Here is a 12,459-nt window from a genome sequence, read left to right on the forward strand (position 1 = left end):
CAGCGATGATCGAAAGTCTCCCATGAACCTCCTCCCGCCACCCCAGGCCAACAATGCCGCGGTCTTTGATTCACCGCTGCCACTGCTCGTTCTGGACTTCGACGGCACCATTTGCCTCGGAGACGGCCCCGTACACGCGTACGCCGAAGCCGCCGCCCGCAGGCTCCCCGCAGCAACCAGCGGACCTCTGCTCGAGGCCTTGGAACACTTCCTCAGCAACGGCCCGGGCTGCAGGCCCTATCCGGACGGTTACGCAGCCGTCGCGGACCTGTTCGGCCCGCACCTTCATGCCAATCAACTCAACGCCGCCTTCACCGAAAGCCGTCAGCGCCTGGCCTCAGGCGACGTGGCAATAACACCACCGCCCGGCCTCGCGGACTTCCTTGACAACCTCACAGGCCGTGCACTCCGGGTCGTCGTGACCAACGCGCCCTCCTCCGGGGTGAACGAAAGCCTCCGGACGCTCGGGCTCCAGGACCACATCGATGTCGTAAGGGCGGACGCCGGCAAACCCGCCGGGTTCAGTGAGCTGCTCCCCCAAATGCTCCGACACCGGGCGCACCACCGCCTGCTCAGCGTCGGCGACATTTGGGAAAACGACCTCCGGCTCCCCCATGAAGCGGGCTGCGCGACAGCCTACATCGACCGTCACAATCACCCAAGCGGCCCAACCACCCTCCACGGCCCCGACTTCCCGTCCCTGTATCCAGCCATAGACGCCTGGGCGGAGAACCCAGAAAGGTTCCGCGAACACCGCCCCACCACCACCGACCCGCAGCGCATCGTCGCGGACCACACCAACCACGACTGACCCATTTTGTCGTCCCGGTTTGGTGTCAGGCGTGCGTGGAGGAGCAGGTAGTGGATCAGTCTTGATAGATTCTTGTGCCCTTCGTGGGCTGCCGTAGCGGGTTGACTCCTACGATGGAGCCAGGAACGTGCCGCTGGGGCAGGGATCCAGCAATGGGAGATCAAGTTGGCGGCAGGAATTCCGGGGCTGGACGTCTGCCGTCCGTCGGCAACCGCGCCTTGGGTAACTGTGAACTCGACCAGCGAGACTCACCGACGCCCAGTGCCGTGCGACAAACAGGCACGCATGGCTCCCGTAACCGGCTGGGCGCTGCTGGGCCCGATCATAATCGCAGGTTTGTCCGGATGCGGAAGCCTGCCGGGCTCGGCAGCAGACCAGACTCCCACGCCGGCAGGTGCGACTTCGTCGGCACCTGCAGAGACCCACCTCCAACAAGCAGCCCGCTCGTGCGGTCTGAACGGCAGCTCCTACGGAGCAATCGGGGACGACGGTTACTCGATAACCCTGCAAAGCAAGCCGAAAAAAGGATCCCGCGGCGGTCTCAGCCTCACAGAAATCGATTGCGTTCTGGACGTAGTCAAAGTCCCCAATGCCATCGCGAGCCAGATGGACGGGACGCGTGCCCTAGACGGGACGCAAGATGCCACCTGGGACAAAATTTCTGCGACCTGGACGTACCATCCGGACAATGGGTTTCGGATAATCCTGACGGAGTTGAAGTAGTTAAGGGGCCTTGCGCTTCGCCAATTTCAGCACTTCACGCAGCGCCTATCGGGCCAGCGCGTCCGGGAGCCGCACGTTGCCCCGCCTTGTTCCCTTAACCGTGGCAGGAGGGCGGATGCCTGTACTTCGGTAAAATGCCGGGTCAATGGTGCGTAAAGTCATCGCTGGCACTCAGGCGTGGCCGGGGCTGAGGCGGCCCACGCTCAGCCAGCGTGCATGCAACATGATGATGGCTGGCGGGAGCGTGCGGCCCCGCCGAAAGGCGTTTTGGGTCAGGAGCTGGGCCGCGTGCTATCCGTTGCCGACGGCGGGCCCAACTGCGTGCGATGGCGTCAAGGGCCGCGTCGTAAGATGCGTCCCAGTCCATGCCGGGCGGCCCGACCTGCGCCAGTTCCAGACTTCCGAGGCCCTGGACCTGGCCCCGTATTGCCGCGTCCGCTATGTCCACCTGTGCCGATGGAAGGGCGCCGGCGACATGTGCGGCCAGGACGGCTTCCTTGAGGGGCGTCACGGCGTCGGCCGTGGTTTCCGGGCCGGGTCCGCACTTGGTGAGCCTGTCTGCCACGGGCCCCATTCGAGGGTCCTGCTGCGTTTGGCGGCGAGAGCATTGCCGGCACAGGCCGTTTGGGCCGTTTGTGTTTGCTGGCGTTCACGGCAATGTCCTACGGTTGCCCCGCATGCTTAGGACCGCATGGCCGGGGATGTGCATTTTTCAGGAGATAGCTTCGAGAAGGCGGAAGACGCATGGAGATCGGCAGGGTAGAGCCGAGCATAGGAGTGACCGCGGGCAACCGGGAAAGCATGGAGCTGAAACTGGATGCCGCAGTTGCGGAAGTCCGGGAACACGCCGTGCGTGACGGTCGCAAGGGAATCCTGATCACCCGCCACGCGCCGGGGTCGTTACCGTCGCGCTCAGCGATGAAGTTCCCTACGGGCTGACCCAGGAACGCGACATAAGAAACTAAATATTTCCACTCTCGTGCACGCGGCCCATGGTAAGCCGGACGCACCCGCTGTGCCCTCCCCAAATCCCCCCGGAACTCACGCCCTTTGGCTGTCCCTGGACCTCTGTGGGACGGCGGCCGCCGACCTTGCCGGTGGTCGGCCGGCCACCGGCAAGACGGGCGTGTACGGGCCTTGCATGGGCCCGGTGACACCGGCTGGGGCCAGATCTAAAATTGGTCTATGCCTTCGACGACTGTGGTTGAGATTGAGCGCAAGTTCGACGTCAAGGAGGGCGCCGCAGTCCCCCGGCTCAAAGATCTGCCCGGTGTGGCGCGGGTTGATGAACCCGCCCGACAGAGGCTTGAGGCCGAGTACTTTGACACCGTGGATCTGCGCCTGGCCCCGCAGCAGATCACCCTGCGCCGCCGGACCGGCGGGAGCGACGCCGGCTGGCATTTGAAACTGCCCGCGGGTCCCGGTGAACGGAACGAATACCACGAAGCGTTGGGCCAGGACGGTGATGGGGTACCCGAGCCGCTCCTGCGCCTGGTCCGCGTCCATGTCAGGGACAGCGCCCTGATCGTCGTGGCCCGGCTCAGCACCAAACGGACCGTTTACCGGCTGCGGAACAAGAAGGGGAATGTCCTGGCCGAGTTCAGTGATGACCAGGTGCACGCCGAGACCCTCGTCCCGAGGCCAAGCAGCCAGCACTGGCGCGAATGGGAGCTTGAACTTACCGGCGGCCCCCGGACGCTGCTCGACGCCGGGCAGGAACTGCTCGCCAAGGCCGGCGTCCGGCCCGCACCCGGGAGTTCCAAATTGGTTCGTGCCCTGGGCAAGAATCTGCCCGGCTCGTACCCGGCACTGCCAGCCAAGCTCAAGGGCGCCGGCGGCGCTGTGCTGCTCACCTACCTCGCCGGGCAGGCCCACACGCTCACCGAGCAGGACCCGCGGGTCAGGCTCGACGAGCACGACAGCGTCCATAAGATGCGGGTCGCAACCCGCAAGATCCGCTCGGTCCTGGCAACGTACCTCAAGCTTTTCAAAGACACCGGGACGGCAAAAACGCTGCGCGGTGAGCTGAAGTGGCTCGCCGGTGTCCTGGGCCAAGCCCGCGACGCGGAAGTCATGCACCTACGCCTCAAGGACATGATCGCCCACGAACCGGTGGAGCTGGTCATGGGTCCCGTCGGCCGCCGGGTCGACCTCGAATTAGGTTCCGAATACCAAAAAGCCCACACGCAGGTAGTGGAAGCACTGGACAGCAAACGCTACTTCCAGCTCATCGAACAACTCGAGTCCTTCCTCACGGCAGCAGCACTGACCAAACACGGGACCGGGACCGCCCGTAAAGTCATTCCTCCGCTGATCCAGTCCGACATCAGACGGTTGAAGCGAGCTGTCAGGGAAGCCAAAAAGCACCCCGCGGGCACCGGTGACCATCCGGCGCTGCACGAGGCCCGTAAAGACGGCAAACGCCTCCGCTACGCCGCCGAAGCAGGCAGCCCCGTCAGCCCGAAAAAAGCCGCGCGCCTGGCAGAGGCAGCCCACCAGGTCCAAAAGATTCTCGGCGACCACCAGGACAGCATCGTCACGCGCAACGTACTGCGCCGCCTGGGAGCCGAAGCCTTTGTTCACAACGAAAATGGCTTCAGCTTCGGGCGCCTGCACGCACTTGAAGAGTCCGCAGCGCTAACCGCCGAACACCGCTTCCACCAGGAATGGAAGGACTTCCCGTCCGTGAGACTGCCCTAAACGAACCAGCCGCCCACAGACAGCTGATACCCCCGGGCCGGAAAGCGCCCCGCGCCCCAACCGGAAGCAATCCTGAGGACAAACCAGCCCCGCCGGCGACTGAACCAACGTCACCTTCGGTCAGGTCAGAGCAAGTAGTGTTTGGACCTTCCGGGGACCATGTCCTTGACCAAGGCGGTCTTCCCGGTCACGGTGACGGTGAACCACTGGCCCGAAGCATGATCCAAACCCGCGAACCGCCCTGGTTCGGTCGGGATCAGCTCAATGGTGGCGTTGTCCCGGGCGTGGAACAGATTCCACCGGCCGGCTGTTCTGTTCCCGGCCAGGTAGCTGCAGGTCTGGAAATCGTAGATGTGGATGCGATCCGCGGAGACCTCCCCGCTCATCACCACGAACCCTCCGGTGTCCACGTCCCTGATCAGCCTGGCACTGGAGGACGTACAGATACGCCCGGTCACATAAGCGATTGCCCGCTCACGGTCTTCGATCAACAAGGCCTCCAACAGCTCTCCAGCGCCTCCACGGCGAGACGTCCGACCGGTCAGCTCTTTGTGCCGTCGGCGGCAGGACCCACAGACCGGGTCTCTGCAGTGTCCGGCCGATGCTGATGAGACAGGCCAACGCCACCCGAACAACGGGTAACGACGGAATGAAAGAATTGATTTTCACCCCGCTTGCGCCGACGAAAAAGTCACCTCCCCGCCCGGGAGGTCACCACCTGCCCTGCACAGTCCCGGCAACAGCAAGCTTTGCTCCGGAATAGCTGCCACCGGAGCCGGTCAACCGATGAAAATCCGTTCCTCCGGTACTGAAGCTCTCACCCACCCCACTCCCACCTGCTCATCTTTCCGACGCACGCGCCGTCCAGTCAGGTACACCCAAACCTGACGTCTGGCAGCAAGTATAGGAGCGTCAGAATAGGGCACGAACAGCTTTCTCTGCACTCGGATGGAGGGTCTTAGACTCCAGCCGGACGGTCATGTTGCAGAATACTCTTACATTGGACAAGTATGCTGCGGACCGCAAAGCGCTCACCGTCTCTGCACCAGCACCTCGGTCCGGTGGCTAGTGAAGCGGGCGCTTCATCCAGAATCAACACAAACGGCTGCGCCAGGAAAGCGCGCCATCGTCAGCAGCTGCTTCTCAGAGACCACCGCCCAGGCGCCCATCGGAACCCGTCAACCCACCCTTTAGGTAATACTTGGACCGTCCACCTAGTAACGAGCGAGGAGAACAACACGCAATGACATCCCGTGACCCTTACGAGGAACTTCCCCAGCTTCCGGCATTTCAGATAACCAGCGCCGACATCGAGGACGGTCACACTCTTTCCCCAGCACAGCGCAGCGGGAAGATGGGCATTGAAGGCGGCCAGGACCGGTCCCCGCAGCTGTCGTGGTCAGGCTTTCCGGCGGAGACCAAAAGCTTTGCGGTCACCATTTTGGACCCCGATGCGCCCACCGGCAGCGGTTTCTGGCATTGGGCTGTCTTCAACCTGCCGGCGTCCACCACCTCCCTGCCTTCCGGTGCAGCGGAGAGCGGGCTGCCCGAGGGTGCTGTGCAGTTGGCGAACGACGCAGGCTTCCCCGGCTTCGTGGGCGCAGCGCCGCCCTCCGGCCACGGCGTGCACCACTACCACGTGGTAGTCCACGCGCTGGATGTGGAGAAGCTCGACATCCCCGCTGAAGCCAGCCCCGCCTACCTGGGGTTCAATATCTTCTCGCACGGCATCGGCCGCGCACGGCTAGTCGGCACTTTCGAGCAGCCCTAACCCCCTGTCGGCACGCCGCAGGTGCATGTCCGGTTGCCACGGACGTGCACCTGCGGCGTTTCAGGAGGTAATGGAACCGAGCAGGACCGCCGCCTACGACGCGAGCTGCTCGCCTCCCATGGGTGCCCAACCCAACGCCGGACCCAGCTTCCCCGCTATGTCGGTAAGAATCTGGACGTAATCCTCGTGCTCAAAGCTGAACGGCAGCGCGAACGCCACCTCATCCACTTCCTGGAATCCGGCGTGCGCGTACAGCTGCTCGGCGACCTCCTCGCTGGTCCCGATCAAATCCTGAGCGAACATCATGCCCCTCGGCCCCTGCGGAGCAGCGGTGCGGGGAGTGCGTTCGTCGACGTACCGCTGGTACTTCTCCCGCTGGGCCGGAGTCGCCGAGTCGGTAGGGATCACCACCAGGCCCTGCGACACCCGTGCCCCGGCATTTCCAGCCGCAGCGGCAGCCTCGCGGAAGGCCCGGATCTGTGATTGCTGGACCAGGGCGAAGTCCGGCTCCTGGTCCTTGTCGGGAAAGATCACGCTGCTGGACAGCAGGTTGAACCCGTTCGCCCCAGCCCACACCGCCGACTTCGTGCTGCCGGCCCCGTACCAAAGCCGCTCCCGCAGCCCGGGAGAGTTCGGCTCCACGCGGTTGGAAAACTCCTCAACCACGCCCTGCTTGCCGGAGAACTCACGCACCGGCTCCCCAGCAACCAGACGCGCAAACCGCTCCACGCGGGCGTAGCTGAAGTCCTCCACGTCAGCCGTATCCGGGTAGAGCTCATGCTTCACCGTGTCGTACTGCATCGGCTCCCCCACGCTCACGCCGGGGTTGATGCGTCCCCCGGCGAGCAGGTCCACGGTGGCCAGGTCCTCGGCCAGGCGCAATGGGTTTTCCCAGCCCAGCGGCGTCACGGCAGTACCCAGCTCGATCCGGGACGTCCGTTGGCTGGCCGCCGCCATCACCGCCACGGGAGAAGAGATCCCGAACTGCAGATGCCGGTGGCGCAGCCAGGCACTGTCGAACCCCAGCCGCTCCCCCAGCTCAATGATCTGCAGGGTGGATTCGTGGCCCGCAGCCGGATCAGCGGGGTCAAACAGGCCAATGGTGAGGAATCCCAGCTTGCGCAGGGGACGTTCGGGGTGCGGCATCGGCTTCCTTCAAAGCGGCGGACGTGGCTGGTTTCAGACTAGGCGGAAGCCCCATAAATGACCCAGCAATCATTGACGACTATGACGGCCTTGTGGTTAGGCTCGCCTCAGGCCAGCGACGGCGCCGGCACGGGAGGAAGATATGTCACTGCAGGAAATCGAGTTCACGTCCGCCAACGGCCGCGACACCATCCAGGCCTGGGTCTACGAACCCATCGGCCAACCCAGGGCGATTGTGCAGCTGATCCATGGGCTCGGCGAGCACTCCCGCCGCTACCTGCACTTCATTTCCACCCTGGTGGACGCGGGATTCATCGTGGTGGCCGGCGACCACTCCGGGCACGGGCGCACCGCCATGCAGCAGGGCACCTGGGGCGACGCCGGAGACAATGCCGCCAGCGTGGTGGTTGCCGATGAACTCACCCTGCAGGCCAAAGCCAGGGAGGCACTCCCCCACCTTCCGTACGTGGTGTTCGGACACAGCTGGGGATCCATGATCGCGCGCGGCATGGCCGTCAATCCAGGTGCACAGCTTTCCGGTTTGATCCTTTGTGGCATCGCCGCCCAGATGCGGGGCATCGAGAAGATGGTCAACCGCGCCGAACTGGCGCGGCTTGCCACCGGCGAGCGCGGCGCCCAGCCCGCGCCGCAGGAACTGGTGGCCCAGTTGTTCGACGGTTTCCTGGGTCGCTTCAGCGAGGGCGCCGGTCCCACCGCCTGGGTGGCTCTCGACGCAGACGTGGTTGCCGACCACGGCCGGGACCCCTTCAACAACTTCGGCGCACCGCTCAGCGCCCGCTTCCTGCAGGGCTTCGTGGACCTCTACGACCAAGTCACCTCCGACGACTGGTACAAACAGCTCCCCGCGGATCTTCCCGTCCTGATCCTCGCCGGAGACCAGGACCCCGTCACCAACTACGGCGAAGGCGCCTACCATGTGGCCAACCGCCTGGCAGATTCAGGCCACGCGGACGTCCGCACCCGGGTGTTCCCCGGCGTCCGGCACGAGGTGCACAACGAACCCACCACCCGCGCCGAAACAGAACGCGAGACCGTCGAGTTCATCCAGCGGGTGGCCGCGGCCTAACGGCCCCAAAGCACCTCCTCCGGAAGGTACGACGGCGGCACCCACCTCGCCGCCGTCGTCGCCCCTTCCAGCTGGATTGGTCAGGATGATGCGCCAGAACCCGCGCGGACGGCTCAGAACTCGTAGGCCGGAGCGCCGATGGGAACAATGCGGTTGGGTTCGCGGCCAAAGCCTTCGATCACAAGACGGTCGTCGTAGGCCTGGACGGTGGCATACGAGGTGATGGGGGTGTCGACCATGCCCTTGAAGTTGACGAAGTGGGTCCCGCCGGTAAAGCCGTAGTTTCCGGCGTGGTTGTGGCCGTTCAGCCACGCGACGACATTGTCATAAGAGTTCAACAGCTCCACCAGTTCGGTGTCGTTGTAGGCGTTGTGTTGGTTGACCGGGAAAATCGGGTGGTGGGCCGTAAGCACCACCTTTTCGCCGTGGTCGCGGGCGTGTTCGAGGGTCTGCTCGATCCAGGTCAGCTGTTCTGCGCCGACGCCGCCGTTCCATGTCTGGCCGTTTGGCTTTCCGGCTGCGACCAGGTCCGCACGCATCTTTTCCGCCAGAGCGTAGTTGGCGGAGTCTTTGGGGTTGCCATAGGTGCTGATGTCATTGGTATCCACGACGATGAATCGCCACCCGTCCCGCCGGAAGTGGTGGTAGGACGCCGGCATGTTCATCGTGGACAGCAGCTGCTCGCGGGGCATCTGGAAGTCATGGTTGCCCAGCACCTGGTACTTGGACATGCGCAGCGTTTCCCATATCGGCATCACAGCATCGAAGCTCTCCGGGAACTCGTCCACAAAGTCGCCCAGATGAACGGCGAACCGCAGGTCAGCCTCGTTGAGCGTCGCCACCGCTTCCTGCAGCTTTTCAATGGAGCGCCGGTAGAGACGGACCGGGCCGTCGGGCTTGTCCGCATACTGGCAGTCGGCAATTACTCCAAACCGCAGCAGCGGCTCTGCACCTTTCGATGCTGCTGAAGCGGCCGAAGGCATTGCAGCAAAAGCTGCTGCGGCTCCGGCGCCAAGGCCCATAAAAGCCCGGCGGCTGTGCTCGTAGACGTTGCGGGACAACGGCGAATCGATTGGCATGAAGGAGCTCCGGCCATGGTCGGGAATGGATTAAACCGATTCCATCGTCGTTCGGTTACGCCCTGCGAACGAAGCGAAGGCCTCCGCATTAACCCGAAGGAAATTCGGGCAGGTCACGGGTCCGAACAGGTGGACGACGTGACTTTAGAACCAGGGCCACCCTGCAAGTGGTAGGTTCGGGCGCATGGAATGTGTCGTGCTGTACACCGTGCGTGAGGGCGTCGATCGCTCCCGGGTTATGGAGACCTACCCGCGCCACAAGGCCTACTACGAGGCATTTCACGCTGACGGCGGCGGCCTCTTGGCCCTCGGCCCGTTCCAGGACCCCGACCCTGGCGGCAGCTCGATGGGCATCTTCACGTCTCGCCAGGAAGCGGAACGGTTCGTCGCCGGGGACCCCTTCGTCACCGAAGGGCTGGCCGAACCACGGCTCCTGGAGTGGAACGCCGTGCACCTCGCGTAGGACAGCCTGCCAGCCACTGCTCCCACACCGTCAGCTGCAGCGTACAGCTCCTAACGGAAGGGCGAGAAGGTAGTCCTGGCGACACGGCTTGCGGCAGCTCATCCGATGACTACTGGCGCGCCGGCCGGGACCTGTATACGTGCCCGGGCAGCAGCGGAATTCCTTCGAAGAGCTGCGGGACGGACACCAGCCGGTAGCCCTGTCCCTGCAGGCTGCTCATCAGTTCCCGTTGACCGGAGATGGTGGAGGGCTGGACATCATGCATGAGCACCATGGCGCCCGGCGTGACTTCCTTGAGCACTTTGGGCACGAAGGCCGCCGGATTCTTGCTTTGCCAGTCCAATGAATCGACGGCCCAGATCATCAGTGGCTTGCCCACTGCGGCCTGGACGGCGGCATCCGCCGCACCGTATGGCGGGCGCATGGTGGCTGGTGTGGAGCCTGTGGCCGCCAGGATCGCGGCGTCGGTCCGCTCGATCTCTTTTTTGACGGCGGGCGGGGACAGCTTGGTCAGGTAGGGGTGGCTGAAGGTGTGGTTGCCGATTGCGTAGCCTGCGTCGGCCACCTGCTTTGCGGTCGCCGGGTTGGCGGTCGTGTTGGACCCGGTCATGAAGAACGTGGCCTGGGCGTTTCGCTCTTTCAGGATGTCCAGTAACTGTGGTGTCGTGTGGGCGTCCGGCCCGTCGTCGTACGTCAATGCAGCGCACGGGACGAGGTCGCAGTTCACGTGCCTGGATGCCGGCGCGGTGGTGGGACGCGGTGCCGCGGCAGCATTCAGCTGCGCAAGAGCCTGGCGGCCATAATCGCTGAGGACGGCCGCCGTATCCGCGGCATTCATCGTCATGGTCTCCGTATGACCCGGCATTCCGGGCAAGCCTGCGGTAACGGTCAGTTCCCCGGCGGGGTTGAGGACGAGGTCCGTCGGAGCTTCCTGAGGTGCGGGTGCGGCAATGCCTGTGGGGATTCCCGTGATGCGCGCCCGGATGGCGGGTAGGGCGTCAGGCCTCAGCAGTTCCGTGCCGCTGTGGACCGCGCCGGAAGCCAAGTCGGCGTAGACGGTGGCGGACCTGAGGGCACCCGTTCCGTCGGGTCCGGCATCCATCACTTGTTCACGGACGACCAGCATTGCGCCCTTGGCCTGAACGGGTCCGGCAGAGACAGTCATTTCCCGGCCCTGATGCTGCCCGGCGTTCAGTGCCATCGCGGGCCGGTAGCGGCCACCCCCCGGGGCAGCCGCGTCAAGGAGTCCGAGCAGCCAGGCATCCATATGCGCGTTGAGCGCGGGCAGCCCGTCAACGTAGGTCCAGGACGCATGGACGTGGTGGGCCCCAACCTGGGCGGTCAACGTCATCGCGTACCCGCCCGGCACCTCGGCGGGTTGATCCAGGACATCCGATAGGGGCTGTGGCATCGGGACCACCCGTGGTTGGCTCGAAACCCGTTCATGGGGATGCAGCATCACCAATGGAGCGCTGGCCGTACTGCCGCCACAGACGAGTGCCACTACACAGAACGAGGCCAAGAGGAAACGCAGGCAGGCGGCGCCAACGCGTGGGCTGCCGTGCCACAAACGCTGCCCCATCCCCGATCTCCTTCGGTCCAGACGCTGAGAAAGCAAACACCAGCATCATAAGGGGAGGCGGAGAACTGTCAGCACGGGGACACCCTTGCTCGCCTAAATGGTCACGTTGAGCCCCGCCGTATAGCCTGCTGCAGCTGAGCCGGTCATGGTGGCCAGCTGGTAGATGCCGCCGTCGTCGCCGAACACGTTGTCCGACTTCAGCGTGGTGCGGGTCATGTTCGTGATGCTGCGCTCGTACCCCGGGGTGGCGTAGACGGTGTCGCAGGCGGCCTGCGGCAGTGCGATCTGGGAGACAGCCAGGACCTGCCCGGCCGCCGTTGCGTTGTTCATCGACTGGAATACCTCAAAGTGGATGTGCGGCCAGCGCCCGGAGTAGGCCCCGGGGAAGATCGATGTGAAGGTGACCTGGCCGTTGGCATCCGCTTGCTGCACGCCCCTGAGGTAGTTTTCGCTCTTCAGGCTTGAGTCGTACATCGAGTACTTTCCGTCCCGGTCGCAGTGCCAGGCGTAAACCGCGGCGCCGGCCAACGGGGTGCAGCCGTTGGCGTTGTCCAGGAGGGTCAGCGTGAACGTCAGCGGAACGCCCTCGGCCTTGGCGGACGCGGTTCCGAAGCTTGAGGTGATGTCCCGGCGCACCACCCCGGACGCTTCCAGGACGTTCGGCCCGTTGGAGCCGTCTCCGGGATAGGGGCCCGCGGTTTCCTGGGGGATTTCCACTCCGCATTCGGCGATGGCGCGCGTCAGGGTGGGAGCGGCTGAGGATGTGGCGGAGCCCGAGGATGCCGCAGAAAAACTGGCGGTGGCCGTGGATGTCGCCGAAGAGGTGGAGCCCGTGTTGCCGGCGGGCGTGCATGCGGCGAGCGCGGCGACAGCACCGCTGGCACCAAAGAACAGTCCCAGGGTCCTGCGGCTCATCAGGGTGTTCAGGTCGAACTCCAGCCCCCGGTCGTGCTCGGGGTGCGGCTGATCAACGTCCAGCTGGTCGGGAGTGCGTGAAGTGGTCATGATCCTAGGAAACCGCATTGGGCTATGCCGTGGACTGGTTGTTTCTGTGCCGTTGCTGTGCGTCCGGTCGGAGCTTCCGGCAGGGCGTCGCC

Annotated in this window: 11 protein-coding genes; 5 read left to right on the forward strand and 6 right to left on the reverse strand. The window is 64.5% G+C overall.

All coding sequences use genetic code 11. The features are described from left to right. The first annotated feature begins 22 nt into the window (after nt 1-22). Nucleotides 23-811 carry an HAD family hydrolase gene (locus IEW19_RS18880; protein WP_188573126.1) on the forward strand — a complete coding sequence of 263 codons (789 nt, stop codon included), beginning with the start codon at nt 23-25 and terminating at the stop codon, nt 809-811. Between the two features lie 865 nt (nt 812-1,676). Here the strand turns inward: IEW19_RS18880 and IEW19_RS18885 are convergent. Continuing rightward, a complete protein-coding gene (locus IEW19_RS18885; protein WP_188573127.1) occupies nt 1,677-2,099 on the reverse strand; it encodes a hypothetical protein in 423 nt (140 codons plus the stop codon). Nucleotides 2,100-2,719: 620 nt separating this feature from the next. Here IEW19_RS18885 and IEW19_RS18890 point away from each other — a divergent pair. After that, a complete protein-coding gene (locus IEW19_RS18890) occupies nt 2,720-4,234 on the forward strand; it encodes a CYTH and CHAD domain-containing protein (protein WP_188573128.1) in 1,515 nt (504 codons plus the stop codon). A 125-nt stretch (nt 4,235-4,359) separates the two neighbouring features. On the opposite strand, the gene IEW19_RS18895 is transcribed toward IEW19_RS18890, so the two are convergent. Continuing rightward, nucleotides 4,360-4,725, reverse strand: a complete 366-nt coding sequence (locus tag IEW19_RS18895) for a hypothetical protein (protein WP_188573129.1) — start codon at nt 4,723-4,725, stop codon at nt 4,360-4,362. A gap of 752 nt (nt 4,726-5,477) precedes the next feature. On the opposite strand from IEW19_RS18895, the gene IEW19_RS18900 reads away from it, so the two are divergent. Next, nucleotides 5,478-6,005 (forward strand): YbhB/YbcL family Raf kinase inhibitor-like protein, encoded by a 528-nt coding sequence (locus tag IEW19_RS18900; RefSeq protein ID WP_188573130.1) that lies wholly within the window; start codon nt 5,478-5,480, stop codon nt 6,003-6,005. Between the two features lie 93 nt (nt 6,006-6,098). Here IEW19_RS18900 and IEW19_RS18905 read toward each other — a convergent pair whose 3' ends face one another. After that, a complete protein-coding gene (locus tag IEW19_RS18905) occupies nt 6,099-7,151 on the reverse strand; it encodes an LLM class flavin-dependent oxidoreductase (protein WP_188573131.1) in 1,053 nt (350 codons plus the stop codon). 142 nt (nt 7,152-7,293) lie between these two features. On the opposite strand from IEW19_RS18905, the gene IEW19_RS18910 reads away from it, so the two are divergent. Beyond that, nucleotides 7,294-8,238 (forward strand): alpha/beta fold hydrolase, encoded by a 945-nt coding sequence (locus tag IEW19_RS18910; protein ID WP_188573132.1) that lies wholly within the window; start codon nt 7,294-7,296, stop codon nt 8,236-8,238. Nucleotides 8,239-8,351: 113 nt separating this feature from the next. Here IEW19_RS18910 and IEW19_RS18915 read toward each other — a convergent pair whose 3' ends face one another. Next, nucleotides 8,352-9,317 (reverse strand): metallophosphoesterase, encoded by a 966-nt coding sequence (locus IEW19_RS18915; RefSeq protein ID WP_188573133.1) that lies wholly within the window; start codon nt 9,315-9,317, stop codon nt 8,352-8,354. Nucleotides 9,318-9,501: 184 nt separating this feature from the next. On the opposite strand from IEW19_RS18915, the gene IEW19_RS18920 reads away from it, so the two are divergent. Continuing rightward, entirely contained in the window at nt 9,502-9,780 is a 279-nt protein-coding gene (locus IEW19_RS18920) for a YciI family protein (RefSeq protein WP_188573134.1), read from the forward strand. 109 nt (nt 9,781-9,889) lie between these two features. Here the strand turns inward: IEW19_RS18920 and IEW19_RS18925 are convergent, their stop codons facing one another. After that, on the reverse strand, nt 9,890-11,191 hold the full coding sequence (locus IEW19_RS18925) for a polysaccharide deacetylase family protein (protein ID WP_229748590.1): 1,302 nt from the start codon (nt 11,189-11,191) through the stop codon (nt 9,890-9,892). Nucleotides 11,192-11,455: 264 nt separating this feature from the next. Then, nucleotides 11,456-12,367 carry an intradiol ring-cleavage dioxygenase gene (locus IEW19_RS18930; protein WP_188573135.1) on the reverse strand — a complete coding sequence of 304 codons (912 nt, stop codon included), beginning with the start codon at nt 12,365-12,367 and terminating at the stop codon, nt 11,456-11,458. Nucleotides 12,368-12,459: the final 92 nt, after the last annotated feature.

Source organism: Arthrobacter liuii, from assembly GCF_014639275.1.
Lineage (GTDB): Bacteria > Actinomycetota > Actinomycetes > Actinomycetales > Micrococcaceae > Arthrobacter > Arthrobacter liuii.

Excerpts from the sequence above, each read along its gene's own strand:
- IEW19_RS18900 (WP_188573130.1), top strand. The coding sequence starts at position 5,478 with ATGACATCCCGTGACCCTTACGAGGAACTTCCCCAGCTTCCGGCATTT.
- IEW19_RS18915 (WP_188573133.1), bottom strand. The coding sequence starts at position 9,317 with ATGCCAATCGATTCGCCGTTGTCCCGCAACGTCTACGAGCACAGCCGC.
- IEW19_RS18910 (WP_188573132.1), top strand. The coding sequence starts at position 7,294 with ATGTCACTGCAGGAAATCGAGTTCACGTCCGCCAACGGCCGCGACACC.
- IEW19_RS18880 (WP_188573126.1), top strand. The coding sequence starts at position 23 with ATGAACCTCCTCCCGCCACCCCAGGCCAACAATGCCGCGGTCTTTGAT.
- IEW19_RS18905 (WP_188573131.1), bottom strand. The coding sequence starts at position 7,151 with ATGCCGCACCCCGAACGTCCCCTGCGCAAGCTGGGATTCCTCACCATT.
- IEW19_RS18925 (WP_229748590.1), bottom strand. The coding sequence starts at position 11,191 with ATGCCACAGCCCCTATCGGATGTCCTGGATCAACCCGCCGAGGTGCCG.
- IEW19_RS18920 (WP_188573134.1), top strand. The coding sequence starts at position 9,502 with ATGGAATGTGTCGTGCTGTACACCGTGCGTGAGGGCGTCGATCGCTCC.
- IEW19_RS18890 (WP_188573128.1), top strand. The coding sequence starts at position 2,720 with ATGCCTTCGACGACTGTGGTTGAGATTGAGCGCAAGTTCGACGTCAAG.
- IEW19_RS18930 (WP_188573135.1), bottom strand. The coding sequence starts at position 12,367 with ATGACCACTTCACGCACTCCCGACCAGCTGGACGTTGATCAGCCGCAC.